The organism is Stenotrophomonas sp. SRS1 (genome assembly GCF_026130205.1).
Taxonomy (GTDB): domain Bacteria; phylum Pseudomonadota; class Gammaproteobacteria; order Xanthomonadales; family Xanthomonadaceae; genus Stenotrophomonas; species Stenotrophomonas rhizophila_B.
Map to the genome: position 1 here is coordinate 13,590 of NZ_JAINFD010000005.1, position 17,548 is coordinate 31,137.

Consider the following 17,548-nt stretch of genomic DNA (forward strand, 5'->3'; position numbering starts at 1 on the left):
CCCGGCCGCTGTCGCAGGCGACAGCGGTGGCGGGTTCCCCTGCACGGGGCGATGGCAGTCACGGTAGAGCCGACCGTTGGTCGGCTGCTATGTAGAACCGACGGTCAGTCGGCAGCCCTTCAATTCTTTGCAACAGCCGGCGCGGCTACCGGTGCGGCAACCGGCTGCATCGCAACCGCCTTGGCCTGGACCGGCATGCCGGGCATGAAGACTTTCTGCACGCCGTCGATGATCACGCGGTCACCAGCCTTCAGGCCCTGCTCGACGATGCGCAGGCCGTCGGCCGTGCGACCGAGTTCGATATCGCGGCGCTGTGCCTTGTTGTCCTTGTCGACCACGTAGACGAACTTGCGGTCCTGATCGGTCAGCACGGCCTTGTCATCGATCAGCATGGCCTGGAACTGGCCGCTGCCGAGCAGCTGCACGCGGGCGAACAGGCCCGGGGTGAAGGCGCGGTCGGCATTGTCCAGCAGCGCGCGGACGCGGATGGTGCCGGTGCTGCGGGTCACCTGGTTGTCCAGGAAGTCGACCTTGCCTTCGTGCGGGAAGCCCTCTTCACCGGACAGGCCGACCTTCACCGGCAGTTCGCTGTCGCGCTCGCTCGGGCGTTCACCCTTGCGCGCCATCTGGGCGTAGCGCAGGAAGGTGCCTTCATCGGCATCGAAGTACACATGCACCTTGTCCAGCGAGACCAGCGTGGTCAGCACGCTGGCACTGTCGCCGGCGGTGACCAGGTTGCCGGCGGTCACCATCGCGCGACCGGCGCGGCCGTTGATCGGTGCGCGCACCTGGGTGAACTCCATGTTCAAGCGGGCCGCATCGACAGCCGCCTGAGCGGCCTGCACCTGCGCCAGGGCCTGCTCGGACACGGCACGGCGCTGTTCCCAGGTCTCGGTGGAGATCGCCTGCTGGTCGGAGAGGCGGCGGGCACGGTCGGCTTCGCTGCGGCTCACCTGGGCCTGGGTGCGCGCGCGGTTGAGCTCGGCGGTGGCGCGGTCCAGTTCGGCGCGGTAGCTGCGGGCATCGATGGTGAACAGCACATCGCCCTTCTTGACCTCCTGGCCTTCGACATAGTTGACCTTGTCGATGTAGCCGGAGACACGCGGGCGCAGTTCAACGCTTTCGACCGCTTCGACGCGGCCGCTGAAGTCGTCCCATTGGCTGACCTGCTTGACCAGGACCGGGGCGGCACTGACCGAGGGCGGCGGCGGCATGCCGGCTTCTTCAGCATGGCTGCCGCTGCAGGCGGTCAGCACCGCGGCGGCAAGAATCGACACGCCGGCCAGGGCCAGCCGTCGGGTGAAACGGTGCGGGGTGGAAGAGGAAGAAGTCATGACATGCATCCGTACGTAGGGGTGGTGATACAGGGAAATCGAAGAGACGGGGCGACGTGGGGGCGTAGCCTGGGACCTGAACCTAGGTGAAGGTCAAGCGGTGCCGGCGGTGTTGCGCGACAGCGAGGGAGGCCAATCCAGATGCAGCAGTCCGCGCGGCAGTTCGGCATCGCGCGCGTCGCAGCGGACGATGGCGCGGTTGTCGGCGCAGTTGTCGAGCAGGGAGACCACGCGACGGCCGACCAGCAGCGCGCTCGGCCATTCGATGCAGGCTTTGGCTGCGTTGGCGGGAGTACAGACCGGGTCGGACACTTCCAGCATCTGCGCGCGCACGCCCAGCGCCTGGGCTTCCTGGTGGAGCACCTGCGCGTACATGCGCGTGGCCGACATGGTGATGGAAGATTCACCGTGCCCGGCCCACGGCTTGAACCCGGCCGGGCCGCCGACGAGCACATAGCGTCGCGTCTGCGCGCCACCACGCAGCAGCGGCAGCAGATGCCGACCGGCGTGCACATGTGGCATCACATCGGCCTGCAGCGCCTGCAGCAGCGCATCGCCGCTGCGGTCGGTCACGCGGCCGCGGTTGTACGGGCCGCCCATCGCATCGACCACAGCCGCCAGCGTGCGCCGACGCCCGGCCAGGCGCTGGGCCACGGTGCGCGCCGAGCCGTCATCGCCCAACGAGCCGAGCAGCACTTCCAGCCCGGGCTCATCGGCGAACTGCTCCTGCAGCGCGGTCAGCCGTGCGGGATCGCGGCCGACCACCAGCACGGGGCTTCCGGCCTCCAGCAGCGCAGCCACGATGCCCTGGCCCACGCTGCCGGTGCCACCGAGCACCAGCACTTCGGGGGCCAATGTCCCATTCATGGGACTTTCACTCCCGTCGCCGGGATAATCCCAATTCGGCCCAGTCGGTCACCGCCACGGGCGCCAAGGCGAATGCTGCCGCCACGCTGCATGTTGGCAGGCGGCGTGAATTCCCGGAAAGCCTTGCGGGACAGGGACCCCAAGCGGGGTTCCACGGTCAGCGCCAGGTCCAGCGGGGCGTTTGGGCCGCTACGCAGGCGGCCAAGAATGTTCCGCAACCACATGGTTGTCGTCCTTCATATCTGGAATGGCGCCAGATTAGTCCTCAAACTCCCCCTTGATTAGTCCGGATTTAGGGGAATAATCATCCCGTGCCCGGCACAATCATTTGCGGCACTCTCTCCTCCCCCGACCTTGGATCCCGTCATGGCCCACGATCTCAACGACACGCTGATCTTCGTCAAAGTGGTCGAGCAAGGCAGTTTCATTGCCGCCGCCACTGCTCTGGGGCTGCCCAAGACGACGGTCAGCCGCAAAGTGCAGGAACTGGAAACGCGCCTCGGCGCGCGCCTGCTGCACCGGACCACCCGCCGCCTCGGCCTTACCGAAGCGGGCTCGGTCTATCACGAGCATTGCCAGCGCATCGCACGCGAGCTCGAAGAAGCCGAAGGCGCGGTCAACCAGTTGCAGTCCGGCCCGCGCGGCTGGCTGCGCTTCACCGTGCCCTACTCGATCGGCATCACCTGGATCGCACCGCTGCTCGGCCAGTTCCATGCCCAGTACCCGGAAATCCAGCTGGACATGCATCTTGGCAACGAGAAGCTCGACCTGATCGCCGGCGAAGCGGATCTTGCGCTGCGCGTGGGCACCCTGCCCGACTCCAACCTGGTCGCACGCAAGCTTGGCAGCCTGCGCACGCAGGTATTCGCCAGCCCGGCCTACATCGAACGCTACGGCGAGCCGCTGCATCCAGATGAGCTGCAGTTCCACCGCATCCTGGCGATGCGCAAAGCGCGCAACCTCAACAACAACCGCTTCTTCTGGCAGTTGGGCGAGAACGGGGGCGAGCTGCTCGATTTCCCGGTGAATCCGCTGCTGGTGGCCAATGATCCGTCCGCGTTGAACGGTGCACTGGTGTGCGGCGAAGGGTTGCTGCTGACCGGTGACGTGATGGCCAAGCCGTTCGTTGAATCGGGGATGGTGCGCCGCGTGCTGGCCGGCTGGACCGGGCCGGAAGTGGACTTCAACGCGGTGTTCGCCGGCGGCCGGCTGGTCTCGCCGAAGGTGCGCGCGTTCGTCGATTTCCTGGTCGAGAAGATGAACTTCGACGCCAACTACATGTTGGCACAGTGCCCGGCCGCGAAGCTGGCCAAGCAGCAGCAGACCCAGGTGGAAACCGAGCTGCAGGCGGCCGGGAAGCGGATTCTGGAGACGGTGACCGCGGGGTAATGCTGCTTCATCAGCGCAGTGCCGTATGAACGACAACGCCGCCCTTGGGCGGCGTTGTCGTTTGGGCGGTGCGGTCGTGTGGGTGTGCGAGCGGACGGAGTTGTTCCGGGCGTACCGGCCAGCGGCCGGTACCTACAAAAAATGCCGCCTGTAAGGGCGGCATTTTCGTGTTGCGAACCTGGGCTCGCAACACGCAATAACAGCGCGCTGGCGCGCTGTTATTGCTGCAAGGGAATCACACGGATCTCGACGCGGCGGTTCTGCGCGCGGCCGGCATCGGTGTTGTTGTCGGCAATCGGGTAGGCCTTGCCGGCACCCAGGGTCTCAATGCGGGCGCGCTGCACACCCTGGCCGGCCAGGTAGGCGGCGACGGAGTCGGCGCGTTCCTTGGACAGGCGGTTGTTGACCGCGTCGCTGCCGATGCTGTCGGTGTGGCCGACCACTTCGATGATGGTCTGGTTGTACTCGGCCAGCGTGCTGGCCACGCCGTTGAGCGAACCGTAGAACTGCGGCTTCAGCGTGGACTTGCCGAAATCGAAGGTGATGCCGTCCGGCAGGTTCAGGACCAGGTTGTCGCCATTACGGGAGACGTCGATACCGGTGTTGGCGGTACGTTCGCGCAGCGCGCGTTCCTGGCGGTCCTGGTACTGGCCCACGGCCGCGCCGCTGAGCGCACCGATACCGGCACCGATCATGGCGTGCTGGCGGCGTTCGGTGGCGCTGTTGCCGCTGAGCAGGCCGGCAGCGACGCCGACGGCGGTACCGATCAGGGCATTGCGGCCGGTACGGTTCTGCTGTTCGACGGGGTTGCCGTACTGGTCACTCTGCACGTAGGAGCCACCGGTGGCGCAGGCCGTCAGGGCGGCAGCAGTCATCAGGGCCAAGGCCACGTTGCGGGTTGCGGGTCGAATCATGAGGTTTCTCCTTGGTTACCGGACGGCGCCGGCGTGCGGGCGGTGAAGAGCATAAACAGCCGAACGCGATGCCGGCATGATGAATGGCACGCCCGGCAGCTCCCTGTTCAGGTAAACGGTTACGGCGAAAGCGACCTTTCCGGGACGCCGGTCACGCCCCGCCGGTATGCCGATACGCTGCCAACGCGGCATCCCGACCCTCGCTCAGATCCACCAGTGGCAATGCCGGGTAGCCCGGTGCGAGCTCGGCCAGCAACTGCGGCGATTGCCACGGTGCGAAGCGTGCCTTCAACGGAAGCGCTTCCAGTTCCGGCACCCAGCGCGCGATGTAGCGCGCCTGCGGGTCGAACTTCTGCGACTGCGTGACCGGGTTGAAAATCCGGAAGTACGGCGCCGCATCCGCGCCGGTGCCAGCGACCCATTGCCAGCCCATGGTGTTGTTGGCCAAGTCTGCATCGACCAGCGTGTCCCAGAACCAGCGTGCACCTTCGCGCCAATGCTGGCGCATGTGCTTGCACAGGTAGCTGGCGACGATCATGCGCACGCGGTTGTGCATGTAGCCGGTGGCCCACAGCTCGCGCAGGCCGGCATCGACGATCGGGATGCCGGTGCGGCCCTGCTGCCACGCCTGCAATGCCGCCGGGTCCGGTGTGGCCCAGTGGAACTGATCGAAGCGTGGGTTGAGGTTGTGGTCCGGGGTCTGCGGGAAGTGATGCAGCAGGTGGTAGGAGAACTCGCGCCAGCCCAGCTCGCGGATGTAGCCATCGATATCGGCATCGCGACTGGCGCTGCGCTCGCCCTGCAGACGACGCGCGATCTGCCACGGGGCGATCTCGCCAAAATGCAGGTGCGGCGACAGCAGCGAGGTGCCGACCCGGTCCGGTAGATCACGCTGCTCGCGATAGCCGTTGAGCGCCCCATCGATGAAGACAGTCAGCGCCTCGTGCGCGCCCGCCTCGCCCGATTGCCAATGGTCCCAGAACTGTCGATCCCACGGAATCGACGGTGCCAGGCCAAGCGTGTCGAGACTCTCGCCGCTGGCGCTGTGCGCAGGCAGCCGCTCGGGCAAGCGGGTCGGGGCCGGCAACTGCAGACGGGTCAGCGCATTGCGCCAGAACGGGGTGAACACCTTGTACGGCCCGCCCTGCTGGGTCGCTACGTCCCACGGTTCGAACATCAGGCTGCCGTTGTGGCTTTCGGCCTCGATGCCCTGCTCGCGCAGCTCCCGTTTGATTTTCGCATCGCGCGGCTGCGTGGCCGGCTCGTACTTGCGGTTCCAGTACACCGCGACCGCACCGGTCTGCTCGATCAGCTGCTGCAGCTGTGCCTGACTGTCGCCCTGGCGCAGCACCAGCGACGAGCCGCGCGCGCGGAGGTCCGTGTCGAGCGCGGCCAACGAGCGATGCAGCCAGGTGTTCGACGCGCCACCGGGCGCCCAGTCGCCTTCTTCGTGTGGCGCGTGGATGTAGACCGGCACCGGCACATGGCCGGCATCCAGAGCGGCCTGCAGGGCCGGGTTGTCCTGCAACCGCAGGTCACGGCGAAACCACACCAACGCTACCGACACGAGACTACCCCGGAAGATTCGAAGGGCAATGATAGCCAGTGCAGGTGAAGGAGAGGCAGCGATCGCGCGTGGATGGCCCGCACTGTTCCACATCGCCACGCTTGACCTCAATCACGCTTGAGGTTCTATCGTGGCGTCCTCCCTCCCGCTTCCCCTCTGGAGATGCACATGGCCTACACCCTCCCCGCCCTGCCCTACGCTTACGACGCGCTCGAACCGCACTTCGATGCACGCACGATGGAAATCCATCATGCCAAGCACCACCAGACCTACGTCAGCAACCTCAATGCCGCCCTCACCGATGCCGGGATCGAGGGCACCGACATCGACGCGCTGATCGCCGATATCGGGGCTCTCCCCGAGGGGGTGCGCAACGTCGTCCGCAACAACGGCGGCGGGCATGCCAACCACAGCCTGTTCTGGACAGTGCTGAGCGCCAGCGGCGGCACGCCGGAAGGCGCCGTGGCCCAGGCGATCGAGCGCGACCTCGGCGGCTACGCAGCGTTCAAGGACGCCTTCACCAAGGCTGCGCAGACCCGTTTCGGCAGTGGCTGGGCATGGTTGACGTTGAGCCGTGATGGCAAGTTGCTGGTGGAGAGCAGCCCGAACCAGGACAACCCGTTGATGGGCGACTTCGCGGGCCTCTCCGGCGGTACCCCGATCCTCGGGCTGGATGTGTGGGAACACGCCTACTACCTCAACTACCAGAACCGGCGCCCGGACTACATCGCCGCCTTCTTCGAACTGATCGACTGGACCGAAGTCGCGCGCCGCTACCAGGCCGCCGGCGGCCGTTGATGGACGCGGGCCCTGCACGGTAGACGCATCCGATGGATATCCCCGCACTGCAACGCCTGCTCGAGCGGGGTCGCGACAGCGCCCTGCTCCGCTTCGGCCTGGGCAAGGCCCTGCTCGACGCGGGTGACACCGCGGAGGCGGTCATCCATCTGCAGCACTGTGTCGCGCAGGATCCGCGCTACTCGGCGGGCTGGAAATGGCTGGGCAAAGCGCAGCTGGCCGCAGGCGATACCGACGCGGCGGCACAGGCTTGGCAGGAAGGCAGTACTGTCGCCGGGGCCAACGGCGACAAACAGGCGGTCAAGGAGATGGCCGTGTTCCTGCGGCGGCTGCAGAAGGCGACTGCGGGCCGGGCGTGATCGCCCGGGATGGCACATGGCTGATCAATCGCCCTTCGCGCGCCGCTGGTGCGCATCGAAGCGCTGCATGGACGCACGGATCAGCGCCTTGGCCTCGGCGGCATTACCCCAGCCGTTGAGCTGGACCGGATTACGGCCGGCAGGCAGATCCTTGTAAACCCGGAAGAAGGCTTCGATGCGCTGCCGTTCGATCAGCGGCAGGTCGTCCAGATCGCGGATGGTGGCGTAGGTGGGATCGATCTTGTCGGTCGGCACGCCGATGACCTTTTCATCCGGCTCGCCGTCATCGACCATCTTCAGGAAGCCGATCGGGCGGAACCGCACGATGACGCCGGGATGCAGTGGCTCGCGGGTCAACACCAGTGCGTCCAGCGGATCGTTGTCGCCGGCCAGGGTGCGCGGCATCGAGCCGTAGTTGGCCGGGTATGCCACCGGCATGGACTGGAAGCGGTCCACATGGACCAGACCGTCTTCCTTGATCTCGTACTTGGTGACGCTGCCGGCCGGGATCTCCACGGCCAGATGCACTTCGTCCGGCGCGTTCTTCGGCTGCGCGGCGAGGAAGGGGTGCAGGACGGCATTGCCGGCCACGCTGGCACCGGCGAGCAGCAGCAGCGAGGTGGCCAAGGCGGCCCGCGCGATGGAACGGCGATGGATCATCTTGATCTCCACGGAAGGCCGGGCGCGCCGCAGCGGCCCAGCCGGTCGGTCGGTCATTCCCAGCAACGGTCGGCGCGGCCCTTCAGGGTCTGGGCGCGCGCGCAGTCACGGGGGGCGATGCGGCCCTGCGTCAGTTCGGCTTTCTGTTTGCGGCCATCGGCGCCGCGTGTCAACTCGAAGCCGTCGTACAGGCGGCCGGTGACGGTGCGCGCCTCGTAACGCAGGCGGCTCGGATCGATCTTCAACACCTGGAACAGCTGCGTGTCCTCGCCGACCGGAGCCATGGTGGCACGGGCTTCATCCGAAAGCCGGTACTGCTTCGGCCCGGCCACGGTGACCACGAACTGCGGCGTCGCGCCCTGCCCTTCGCCACGGCGGCCATAGGTGTGGTCATGCCCCTGCAGCACCAGATCGACCTGGTGGCGGCGCACCACGGGAAGCAGCACATCGCGCAGCTCGGTGTTCTCACGGCCTTCGCGCGGGGAGTAGAACGGCTGGTGCAGCAGCACGATGCTCCACGGGTGAGGATTATCGGCCAGCACCTTGTCCAGCCAGGCGGCCTGCGCCTTGGCGGTGCCGAGATCGAGTGCGGAGGTGCCGTCGAGCACGGCGATGCGCACGCCCTGGTAGTCGAACCAGTAGGTGCTGGTATCCGCGGCGTCCACACCATTACGCGGCAGCGCGAACGTCACCGGCCAGTGACTACCGAGCACGCGACGCTCCTGCGGCGTGTCTTCGAATTCCTCGAAGTACTCATGGTTGCCGATCGCCGGGGCCACGGCGGTTTCCTGCGGCAGCCAGCCGGCGGCGGCGAACCACTCGCCCCACTCGCTGTCGTCCTGCCCGTCGCCGCCGCTGACCAGGTCACCGGCGAACAGGCTCAGGCGTGCGTCCGGGGCGGCCTTGATGCCGGCCCGCATGACGCGCGAAACGTGGCTGAGGTTCTTGTTCTGGGTGTCACCGAAGTACAACAGCGTGAGCGGCTGGTCGGCACGGCCGGCGGTGCGCAGCTGGTTCCAGGCACTCCACGTGTTCTGACCCTGCACGCGCCACAGGTACAGCGTGTCCGGCTGCAGGCCGGTCACATCGGCACGGTGATGATGGGACGCGCCCAGTTCGGTGGTCAGCGCCTGCGTGGTGGCGGTGATCCGGGTGGGCGTCCCCACATCCGGCGAATCACCGGCCAGCACCCATTCCAGCACCGGGGCCTTGACCGAGGTATCGGTCCGCCACGCAACCGAGAAACCGCGGGCAGCGTCCTGCGCCGGCGAAGCGACCAAGCGATCCGGAAAGCCGGTCGCCGCGTAGTGACGGCTGCCGGCCGGCACCTGGGTGTTGGGCTCGGCACCGGTCTCGGCGTCCTTCTTTGCCAGGGCGCTGCCACTGCACAGCAGCAGCGCCATCGTCAGCGCGGTCAGGGCGGCGGGAACGCGGCTCACGCGCCACACTCCAGCGGCAGCGACAACTGCTTGGCGATGCTCGCCCAGTCGAAGGCCACCACGCCCTGGTCATCGTGCACGGCATAGAGCGCGCCATGCGGAAAGCGCGCGGACGGTGCCTGCATCGACCAGATGCCGTCGGTGTTGGCCACCGTATTGCCCTGGAATGCACCGACATGTTTCAGGCTGTGGCGGTCGAACAGATGGAACACGCTGCGCTGCTTGCCCTGCTCGGTGGTGATCCACCAGCCGTCCTTGCCGCAGGTGCGCAGCATCACGCCTTCGGCCTGGGCCTGGAAGGCATCGCGGCCGAACGTGGTGCCGCTGAAGCGGCCTTCCAGCGTATAGACCTTGAACTCGCTGGCGTAGGTTTCGTCTTCTTCGGCGATCAGGAGGCGGTCGTTGGCCGGGTCGCCCCAGATCGATTCGACCACGCGCAGCGCGCCGGCCTCGGTGGTGTCACCGAAACTGGCCGTCAATGCAGCCAGCGCCTTGCCGCCCTGCACGGTGACCGCGTAACGACGCACGCGCTTGTCCAGTTCGGCCAGCGGCGGCAGCACATCGTTGCCCTGCGCGTCTTCGCCCGCATCGTAGGAATCGGTGACGTACACGTCGTAGCCATTGCCCTGCTTGTTCACCCACAGCCCGTACGGCTTGCGCAGATCGTCGGCGCCGAACACGCCCAGCGGGATGAAGTCCGGCAGCTGCAGCACCTGCACGCGGTGGTTGTCGCGCTCCACGATCAGCACCAGGTCATCGACCACGGCGATGCCGTTGGGGCGATCGAACTGACCCGGGGCGGTGCCGAGGCTGCCGACGTCACGCAGCTTCGCCCCGGTCTGCCCGTCGTAGACCACCAGCTTGTCGGTGGCCTTGGCGGTCGCGATCAGCCAGACCTGGCCGTCGGGCGTGGTCCAGCTGGCCGGCGAGTCGATGTTGTCGTCCGGGGTCATCGGAGTGAGGAACGCTTCGGCGACGGTGGCCACATCACGTGCCGTGGAGGCGTCGGTGCCGGTCGGTGCGACCACCGGGGCCGGCGCCGCTGCGTCGGGCGCGGCTGCCGGCCTGCAGGCGGTCAACAGCGCCAGTGCGAGCAGGCTCAGGCCATGGGACGCGCGCATCACAGGGCCACCTTCAGGCCAAGGGCGTAGGTGCGACCATATTCCTCGTTCTGCAGGGTGCGCGAGCGCACGCCCTGGTACAGCTCCAGCGGCTTGTCGAGCAGGTTCTGCGCTTCGAAGTAGACGCTGACGTTCGAGGTGATCTTGTAGTCCATGCTGAAATCGAGCTGGGTGTTGGGCGCCACATAGATGTCATAGGCGCGGCTGTCGCCGAGTGAATCCAGGTACTCGCTGCGGTAGACCGCGGCCACGCGGGTGCTGAAGCCGGCCTTTTCATAGCCGATGTGCGCGCTGTACACGTGTTTGGAGGCGCGCGGCAGCATGAAGTCGTCGCGCTCGCGGCCAGCCACGCCGGGGTCGAAATCGGTATCCAGCCAGGTACCGCTGGCACCCACCAGCAGGCCATCCCAGCCGGCCGGCAGGAAGGCGAGCTGCTGCTGCCAGTTGAACTCGGCGCCCTTGACCGTGGCCTTGTTGCCGTTGATCACCCGGGTGACCTCGAAGCCCGGATACGCCGGATCGTTGTTGCTCACCGTGTTGACGATGTAGCCGTCGATCGACTTGTGGAACACGCCCAGCGAGACGATGCCGGTGCTGCCGATGTACTTTTCGAGCGAGAGGTCGATGTTCCTGGATTCATACGGATCCAGCTGCGGATTGCCGATCCGGACTTCCTCGTCACCCCGGCTCAGGCCGACACGCGGTGCCACATCGCCGAACGACGGACGCGAGACGGTCTTGTTGGCGGCCGCGCGCAGCACCCAGTCATCACCGGCGTCGTAGCGCAGGTGCAGGCCGGGCAGCACGTTGGTGTAGCTGCGGCTCACGCTCAACGGGGTAACCGTGAAGCTGCGGCCGTTACCGGCCACCTCGACGCTGTTGCCGGTGGCGCTGAACTGGGTGTTCTCCACGCGGACACCGCCAATGATGCGCAGCGCGCCGACATCCCAGGTGCCCATCACGTAGCTGGCGAAGATATCTTCGCTGGCGGTGTAATCCTCTTCCAGCGAGGTCAGCGCGTTGCCGCCGGCATCCTGCGGGCGGGCGCTGTAGCGGCTGCCGGATTGTGCCCAGTAGCGGCGCATGGCATCCGAGCTCATGCCCTGGCCGAGGCTGCCGCCACGGTGATCGGGGGGGGAGGTGGTCCAGTCGGACAACGCCACGTCCGGACCGACGCGCAGTTCGCGCTCATCGACATTGACGTCGCGATCGCGCCAGCGACCGAGCAGGCCAAGCTTGATGCTGGAGGAATCGCCATCGAAGCGCACGTTGATCTGCGCACTGCGTTCGCTGTCGTTGACCTGCTTGGGCGACACCACGAAACGATCGAAATCGTAGTTGCCGTTATCCATCCACTCCGCGCTGGTCAGGCTGTAGCGCGGGATGCCACTGTTCTGATCGACGCGGGCGCCGAGGTCGTCGCCGTTGTACTCGAAGCGCGCCTCCATCTCATCGTTGACGCGCTCTTCGGTACGCGTGTAACCCACCTTGTAATCGACCACCGCATTGGTCAGGCGGTTCTCGCCGCCGGCGCTGGTGGTGAAGGTGTTTTCCTTCTTGGTGCGGTAGCGCATGCGCTTCTGGATGGCATCGGCCGGCAGGTCATCGACACGGTACTGATTGCTGCCCAGCGAGGTGACGTCGCCATCGCCGAAATTGAAGATCGTGCGCTGGCGCGTCTCGGCATCATCGAACTGGCTGTACAGCGTGCGCAGGTAGTAGCGGTTGTCGTCATCCGGGCGCCAATCCAGGTTGAGGTTCGCACCGATGCGCTTGCGCTCGATCTCGTACTTGCGCTGCTGCAGGCTGGTGGCGAACAGGTCGTCCTCGGCACCGCCGTCGAACGTGTCGTACTCCACTTCGGTGTTGTCCGATTCGAACTTGCGGTTCTGGTAGTTCACCCCCAGCGCCACGCCGAAGGTATCAGCGAACACTTCGCTGTAGTTGATCGCGGCCTTCGGGCTGGTGTTGCCGGAGAGCTGCTGATGGCTGGCTTCGATCTTGCCGCGCAGGTTGCGGCCTTCGCGATCGAACGCCGAGGCGGACTCGACCAGGATCGCACCGCCGATGGCGTCGCCCGGCATGTCCGGGGTGGGCGACTTGACCACGCGCAGGCGCTCGGTCGAGTCGGAGGGAATCACGTCCAGCGGGGCCGCGCGGCTGGAGTCTTCCGGGGTACCAATCGCGATGCCATCGACGCTGACGCTGTTGAGATTGGCATCCAGGCCACGGATGACCACGAAGCGCCCCTCGCCCTGGTCACGGGTAACGCTGACGCCCGGCAGGCGCTGCAGCGATTCGGCCACGTTCTGGTCCGGGTAGACGCCCATGGCATCGGAAGACACCGCATCTTCGATCGCATCGCTGCTGCGCTTGAGGTCGACCGCCCGGGTCTGCGACTCCAGCTGCGGGCGGACTTCGACCCGGTCCAGATCGATCGCGGCGGCACTGGCGGCGGCGCTGCCGGCCACCGTGCCGCCATCGGGCGTATCGGCGGCATGGGCCGACGGGGTGATCACCGCCAGCAACGAAAGGCTGATCGCCAGGCCCAACGGACGCTTCTTCTGCACTGCCTTCCCCAATCTGTGTAAAGAATGGGTCAGCACGGTATGTCCGGGAGGTTGCATGGGGATGACACCGGGGACATCGAACGGTCGGTGGCGGCGTCGGCTTTTGGCTTCGGTGGGGTGTTGCGGCACACTATCGGTCTCTTCTCTCGCCTGATTCCCCCCATGAAAATCGTCGAAGTGCGCCATCCGCTGGTGCAGCACAAGATCGGCCTGATGCGCGATGCGTCGCTGAGCACGAAGGACTTCCGCGAGCTGGCCAATGAGCTCGGTGGGCTGCTGGCCTATGAGGCCACGGCCGATCTGGATACCGAAGCCCACACCATGGCCGGCTGGGCGGGCCCGGTGACGGTGCAGCGCATTGCCGGCGCCAAGATCACCGTGGTGCCGATCCTGCGCGCCGGCCTGGGCATGCTCAGTGGCGTGCTGTCGCTGATTCCGGCCGCGCGCGTGAGCGTGGTCGGCCTGCAGCGCGATGAGGAAACCCTGCAACCGGTGCCCTACTTCGAGCGCCTGACCGGCCGCCTGGAAGAGCGCGATGCGCTGATCCTGGACCCGATGCTGGCCACCGGTGGCACCCTGATCGCCACCATCGACATGCTCAAGCGCGCCGGCGCACGCCGGATCAAGGGCATCTTCCTGGTCGCCGCACCGGAAGGCATCGCGGCCGTGCAGGCCGTGCATCCGGATGTGGAGATCTTCACTGCCGCCATCGATGCCCAGCTCAATGAGAAGGGCTACATCCTGCCGGGCCTGGGCGACGCCGGCGACCGGATTTTCGGGACCCGCGTGGTCGGTTGATTCCGTCCTTCTGACCGGCGGCCCTCAACGGCCGTCGGTGCTTCACATGGCCTGGTCATGCCCGGGCGGTGCGCGGCCGGGCCACCCCTGGCGTTATGCCAGCGCGCGCGCCTTCAGTTCGCCCTGTTCGTGCACGGTGCCGAAGCGGCCCTTTTCATCGCGTGACACCTGCGCCAGCGCGCACTGGGGGTCGTGGGTGAAGAACAGATGGACGTTGCGGGCCAGTTTGTCTTCCAGAAAGCTGCGCTTCTCGTCGATCAGCAGTTCGGCATTGCGGTCGTAACCCATGGTGATCGGTACATGCACCCACGACCGGCCCGGGATCAGGTCCGCGCAGAACACCACGCCACCCCGCGCCTGGCCGTCCACCGTCTCCGGCCCGACGATCTCGGCCAGCATCAGGCCCGGGGTATGCCCGTCGCTGAAGCTGAAACGCACACTGTCACCCAGGGTGGTCGAGTACGGGCCCTCGACGATTTCCAGTCGCCCACTCGCCTCCAGCAGGCCGGGAAGCTCCGGAATGAAGCTGGCCCGGTCGCGCGGGTGCGGATGCAGCGCACGCGCCCAGTGTTCGGCACCGACCAGGAAGATCGCATTCGGGAACAACAGTTCCGGCGAGCGCCCTTCGCTCCACGGTGCCAGCAGGCCGCCGGCATGATCGAAGTGCAGGTGGCTCAGCACCACCACGTCGATGTCTTCGTGCTCGAACCCGGCCTCGCGCAGGGATTCGATCAGCACGTGGCTGGGTTCCTGCACGCCGTAACGGTCCCGCAGTTTCGGCTCGAAGAACGCGCCGATACCGGTTTCGAACAGCACCGTCTTGCCGGCCAGCGGGCTGGCAAGCAATGCACGGCACGCCAGTTCGATCCGGTTGAGATCGTCCGGTGCCGCCCATTTTTCCCAGACCGCGCGCGGCGCATTGCCGAACATCGCGCCGCCGTCGAGTTTCTGGGAGTTACCGCGGATGGACCATAGTTTCATTCGCAAATTATCCGGCGGCGCACGTTAAATATTCGCTAGCCGTCGCCCATGAAAAAACCCCGCCACTGGGACGGGGTTTCTCATTGCTGCGATCAATCAATGCGCTTGGCTGACCGCGGCGCTGCCGACCGGGTTGCGCGGGTCGCTGCCACCGCTGAGGACATTGCTGCGGCGGTCCCATTCCACCGTCTGCAGGTTGCCCCAGACATGGCTGGAGCCGCGACCGCCCGCGGCGGTATCGCCGGGCAGATCGATCTTGTGGCCCATCGCCTGCAGCTGTTTGATGGTGTCCGTATCGAAGGTGCCGTCCTCGGCCTCGATGCGGTCGGGCAACCACTGGTGGTGGTAGCGCGGCAGCGCGGCGACCTGCTGCGCGGTCAGGCCGTCGTCGTAGCCGAGGATGCCCAGCAGCACCATGGTGATGATGCGGCTGCCACCGGGCGTGCCGAGCACCACGACCTTGTCGGCGGACTCCATGAACGTCGGGGTCATCGAGCTGAGCATGCGCTTGCCCGGCTTCGGCGCATTGGCCGCATAGCCCATCACGCCGAAGGCGTTGGGGGTGCCCGGCTTCAGCGCGAAATCGTCCATTTCGTTGTTCAGCAGCACGCCGGTACCCGACGGAATCAGGCCCGAGCCGTAGAGCAGGTTCACGGTCTGGGTGGCGCCGACGCGGTTGCCTTCGCGGTCGATGATCGAGAAATGCGTGGTCTCATCATCTTCCAGCGGGGTCGGGTTGCCCGACAGCAGATCGCTCGGCGTCGCCTTCTCCGGATGGATGGTGGCACGCAGTCCCTGCGCGTAATCCTTGCTGGTCAGCACTTTCTGCGGGATATCCACGAAGTCCGGATCCCCCAGGAAGAAGGTGCGGTCGCGGTAGGCGCGGCGCATCGCTTCCACTACCAGGTGGGTGCGGTGGGCCTGGTCCATCGACTTCAGATCCCAGCCTTCCAGGATCTGCAGCATGGCCGCCAGCGCGATGCCGCCGGAAGACGGCGGCGAGGCGGTGGTGATGGTCCAGTCGCGGTACTTGAAGGCGATCGGCTCGCGCAGCTTGACCCGGTAGCCGGCCAGCTCCTCGGCGGTCCACTGGCCACCGGCCTGCTTCACGCCCTTGAGCAGCAGCTTGCCGGTCTCGCCACGGTAGAAACCATCAAAGCCCTGGTCGGCCAGACGCTCCATGGTCCTTGCCAATTCCGGCTGGCGGAACACGTCGCCTTCGGCGATCGGCTTGCCGTTGCGCTCATACACCTCGCGCGTGCCAGGGTAGCGCTGCATCACCTCACGCCGGGACTGATAGCCCTTGGCCATGCGTGCATACACCGGGAAGCCCTCGCGCGCGATGCGCATGGCCGGTTCCAGCGAGGTCTTCAGCGGCAGCTTGCCGTGCTTGGAGGACAGCTCCACCAGTGCTGCCGGCAGGCCCGGGATACCGGCCGACCAGGCACCATTGACCGAACGGTCGCGGTCCAGCTCGCCCTTCTTGTCCAGGAAGGCTTCGGGGGTGGCGGACTGCGGCGCGGTTTCGCGCGCGTCCAGCATCACATCCTTGCCCGTGGCCGCATCGTGCAGCAGGAAGAAGCCGCCGCCGCCAAGGCCGGAACTGATCGGCTCGACCACCGCCAGCGTGGCCGAAACCGCGACGGCCGCATCGAACGCGTTGCCGCCCTTGGCCAGGATTTCCATGCCGGCTTCGGTGGCCAGGTGATGGCCACTGGCGACGGCGGCACCGTCAGGATGTTTGGCCAGGGCCGCCTGCGCGGGTTCCGCGGCCCAGGCACCCGGGGCCACCAGCAGGACAAACAGCAACCAGCGACGCGACAGCGTTCTCATTTGGGCACAAACTCCGTGACATACAATTCGGGATGATCGCGCTGCAGTCCATGCAATTTGGCCAGCAGAGCGTCCTGGGTTTCCGGAATGTCCGGATCGGGATCGATGCATTCGACCGGGCAGACGACCACGCACTGGGGTTCGTCGAAATGCCCCACGCACTCGGTGCAGCGGGCCGGATCGATCACGTAGATGGTTTCACCCATCGAAATGGCCTGATTGGGACAGGCCGGCTCACAGACGTCGCAATTGACGCAGAGCTCATTGATTTTCAGCGACATGGCGTTACTCCACGCCCGCGCCGGCGGATGAGAACCGGCCCACGCGGGCGCGCGGGCCGGTCATCGGTGACGCCCCTGCGGGCGCCACCCGGGCTGCGCACACGGCGCAGCCGCCACTGCACGGGTTACTTGGCTTCGACGAAGATGTACTCGGCGCCGGTCGGCTGGATGATCGACTGGACGCGGGCGTTGTCGGCGGCCTTGCCGATGAACACCACGCGCACACCCTTCATCGAGTCCGGCGAAACGTCCTTGAACACGGCCTGGATCATGTCGGCCATCTTGGCCGAGGCCGAGGAACCGAAGGCCAGCATGTTGCCCGGCTGCACGCCACGGCCCACGGCCTGGGTGGCGCTTTCGACCTGACGCTCATACTTGGCCGCGAATTCCGGATCCGATTCCGGGGCGAGGTAGTACAGGTACGGGCTGTTGCTGATGTTGCCCATGTTCTGCACGGCCACGGCCTGCAGGTACTTCTTCCAGCCGGCATCGTCATCGGCAGCCGGGGCGACCAGCGCCTGCTGGGCTTCGACGACCGGCGCGGCCTCTTCCTTCTTGCAGGCGGTGAAGGCCAGCGCGAACGACGCGATCAACATGGCACGCATGGTGTTGTTCATGGAATTCCTCCCTTGGTGAT

16 protein-coding genes are annotated in these 17,548 nt (G+C 66.5%); 4 read left to right on the forward strand and 12 right to left on the reverse strand.

Going from position 1 to position 17,548, the window contains the following annotated elements:
* Positions 1–119 precede the first annotated feature (119 nt).
* Positions 120–1,334, reverse strand: coding sequence for an efflux RND transporter periplasmic adaptor subunit (locus tag K4043_RS17065; protein WP_265310043.1), 1,215 nt, complete (start codon positions 1,332–1,334; stop codon positions 120–122).
* Between the two features lie 93 nt (positions 1,335–1,427).
* On the reverse strand, positions 1,428–2,201 hold the full coding sequence (locus K4043_RS17070; protein WP_123728989.1) for an SDR family NAD(P)-dependent oxidoreductase: 774 nt from the start codon (positions 2,199–2,201) through the stop codon (positions 1,428–1,430).
* Positions 2,202–2,567: 366 nt separating this feature from the next.
* On the opposite strand from K4043_RS17070, the gene K4043_RS17075 reads away from it, so the two are divergent.
* On the forward strand, positions 2,568–3,590 hold the full coding sequence (locus K4043_RS17075) for a LysR family transcriptional regulator (protein WP_121041912.1): 1,023 nt from the start codon (positions 2,568–2,570) through the stop codon (positions 3,588–3,590).
* Between the two features lie 218 nt (positions 3,591–3,808).
* Here the strand turns inward: K4043_RS17075 and K4043_RS17080 are convergent, their stop codons facing one another.
* Positions 3,809–4,504 carry an OmpA family protein gene (locus K4043_RS17080; protein WP_123728987.1) on the reverse strand — a complete coding sequence of 232 codons (696 nt, stop codon included), beginning with the start codon at positions 4,502–4,504 and terminating at the stop codon, positions 3,809–3,811.
* A 151-nt stretch (positions 4,505–4,655) separates the two neighbouring features.
* On the reverse strand, positions 4,656–6,071 hold the full coding sequence (locus K4043_RS17085; protein ID WP_265310044.1) for a deoxyribodipyrimidine photo-lyase: 1,416 nt from the start codon (positions 6,069–6,071) through the stop codon (positions 4,656–4,658).
* Between the two features lie 168 nt (positions 6,072–6,239).
* On the opposite strand from K4043_RS17085, the gene K4043_RS17090 reads away from it, so the two are divergent.
* Both K4043_RS17090 and K4043_RS17095 read left to right on the forward strand, forming a co-directional pair.
* Complete coding sequence (locus tag K4043_RS17090) at positions 6,240–6,869, forward strand: superoxide dismutase (protein ID WP_265310045.1); 630 nt, start codon at positions 6,240–6,242, stop codon at positions 6,867–6,869.
* A gap of 32 nt (positions 6,870–6,901) precedes the next feature.
* Positions 6,902–7,228, forward strand: coding sequence for a tetratricopeptide repeat protein (locus K4043_RS17095; RefSeq protein ID WP_123728984.1), 327 nt, complete (start codon positions 6,902–6,904; stop codon positions 7,226–7,228).
* Between the two features lie 24 nt (positions 7,229–7,252).
* Here the strand turns inward: K4043_RS17095 and K4043_RS17100 are convergent, their stop codons facing one another.
* From K4043_RS17100 to K4043_RS17115, 4 genes are read right to left on the reverse strand one after another with little or no spacing between them, the layout of a single operon-like run.
* Positions 7,253–7,888, reverse strand: a complete 636-nt coding sequence (locus tag K4043_RS17100; RefSeq protein ID WP_265310046.1) for an inorganic diphosphatase — start codon at positions 7,886–7,888, stop codon at positions 7,253–7,255.
* Between the two features lie 53 nt (positions 7,889–7,941).
* Positions 7,942–9,291: a metallophosphoesterase family protein gene (locus K4043_RS17105; protein ID WP_265310170.1), complete on the reverse strand. Its 1,350-nt coding sequence runs from the start codon at positions 9,289–9,291 to the stop codon at positions 7,942–7,944.
* 32 nt (positions 9,292–9,323) lie between these two features.
* The gene (locus K4043_RS17110) at positions 9,324–10,448 is read right to left on the reverse strand and encodes a phytase (protein ID WP_265310047.1); all 1,125 of its coding nucleotides are present in this window, start codon (positions 10,446–10,448) and stop codon (positions 9,324–9,326) included.
* Entirely contained in the window at positions 10,448–13,018 is a 2,571-nt protein-coding gene (locus K4043_RS17115; protein WP_265310048.1) for a TonB-dependent receptor, read from the reverse strand. Before K4043_RS17115 ends, K4043_RS17110 begins: the two co-directional genes overlap by 1 nt.
* A 162-nt stretch (positions 13,019–13,180) precedes the next feature.
* Between K4043_RS17115 and upp the strand changes: the two genes are divergently transcribed.
* Positions 13,181–13,816 (forward strand): uracil phosphoribosyltransferase, encoded by a 636-nt coding sequence (gene upp, locus K4043_RS17120; RefSeq protein ID WP_019183235.1) that lies wholly within the window; start codon positions 13,181–13,183, stop codon positions 13,814–13,816.
* Positions 13,817–13,909: 93 nt separating this feature from the next.
* Here the strand turns inward: upp and K4043_RS17125 are convergent, their stop codons facing one another.
* The 4 genes from K4043_RS17125 to K4043_RS17140 form a co-directional block, all read right to left on the reverse strand.
* On the reverse strand, positions 13,910–14,797 hold the full coding sequence (locus K4043_RS17125) for an MBL fold metallo-hydrolase (RefSeq protein ID WP_265310049.1): 888 nt from the start codon (positions 14,795–14,797) through the stop codon (positions 13,910–13,912).
* 96 nt (positions 14,798–14,893) lie between these two features.
* On the reverse strand, positions 14,894–16,630 hold the full coding sequence (gene ggt / locus K4043_RS17130; protein ID WP_265310050.1) for a gamma-glutamyltransferase: 1,737 nt from the start codon (positions 16,628–16,630) through the stop codon (positions 14,894–14,896).
* A complete protein-coding gene (locus K4043_RS17135; protein ID WP_123728977.1) occupies positions 16,627–16,911 on the reverse strand; it encodes a YfhL family 4Fe-4S dicluster ferredoxin in 285 nt (94 codons plus the stop codon). Before K4043_RS17135 ends, ggt begins: the two co-directional genes overlap by 4 nt.
* 125 nt (positions 16,912–17,036) lie before the next feature.
* Positions 17,037–17,528, reverse strand: a complete 492-nt coding sequence (locus K4043_RS17140; protein WP_019183240.1) for a hypothetical protein — start codon at positions 17,526–17,528, stop codon at positions 17,037–17,039.
* Between the last annotated feature and the right edge of the window lie 20 nt (positions 17,529–17,548).

What these genes read in the sequence shown, in the direction of transcription:
- K4043_RS17075 (WP_121041912.1), top strand. Translation starts at nt 2,568, where the DNA reads ATGGCCCACGATCTCAACGACACGCTGATCTTCGTCAAAGTGGTCGAG.
- ggt (WP_265310050.1), bottom strand. Translation starts at nt 16,630, where the DNA reads ATGAGAACGCTGTCGCGTCGCTGGTTGCTGTTTGTCCTGCTGGTGGCC.
- K4043_RS17100 (WP_265310046.1), bottom strand. Translation starts at nt 7,888, where the DNA reads ATGATCCATCGCCGTTCCATCGCGCGGGCCGCCTTGGCCACCTCGCTG.
- K4043_RS17140 (WP_019183240.1), bottom strand. Translation starts at nt 17,528, where the DNA reads ATGAACAACACCATGCGTGCCATGTTGATCGCGTCGTTCGCGCTGGCC.
- upp (WP_019183235.1), top strand. Translation starts at nt 13,181, where the DNA reads ATGAAAATCGTCGAAGTGCGCCATCCGCTGGTGCAGCACAAGATCGGC.
- K4043_RS17135 (WP_123728977.1), bottom strand. Translation starts at nt 16,911, where the DNA reads ATGTCGCTGAAAATCAATGAGCTCTGCGTCAATTGCGACGTCTGTGAG.
- K4043_RS17105 (WP_265310170.1), bottom strand. Translation starts at nt 9,291, where the DNA reads ATGGCGCTGCTGCTGTGCAGTGGCAGCGCCCTGGCAAAGAAGGACGCC.
- K4043_RS17080 (WP_123728987.1), bottom strand. Translation starts at nt 4,504, where the DNA reads ATGATTCGACCCGCAACCCGCAACGTGGCCTTGGCCCTGATGACTGCT.
- K4043_RS17125 (WP_265310049.1), bottom strand. Translation starts at nt 14,797, where the DNA reads ATGAAACTATGGTCCATCCGCGGTAACTCCCAGAAACTCGACGGCGGC.
- K4043_RS17070 (WP_123728989.1), bottom strand. Translation starts at nt 2,201, where the DNA reads ATGAATGGGACATTGGCCCCCGAAGTGCTGGTGCTCGGTGGCACCGGC.
- K4043_RS17090 (WP_265310045.1), top strand. Translation starts at nt 6,240, where the DNA reads ATGGCCTACACCCTCCCCGCCCTGCCCTACGCTTACGACGCGCTCGAA.
- K4043_RS17110 (WP_265310047.1), bottom strand. Translation starts at nt 10,448, where the DNA reads ATGCGCGCGTCCCATGGCCTGAGCCTGCTCGCACTGGCGCTGTTGACC.
- K4043_RS17065 (WP_265310043.1), bottom strand. Translation starts at nt 1,334, where the DNA reads ATGACTTCTTCCTCTTCCACCCCGCACCGTTTCACCCGACGGCTGGCC.
- K4043_RS17095 (WP_123728984.1), top strand. Translation starts at nt 6,902, where the DNA reads ATGGATATCCCCGCACTGCAACGCCTGCTCGAGCGGGGTCGCGACAGC.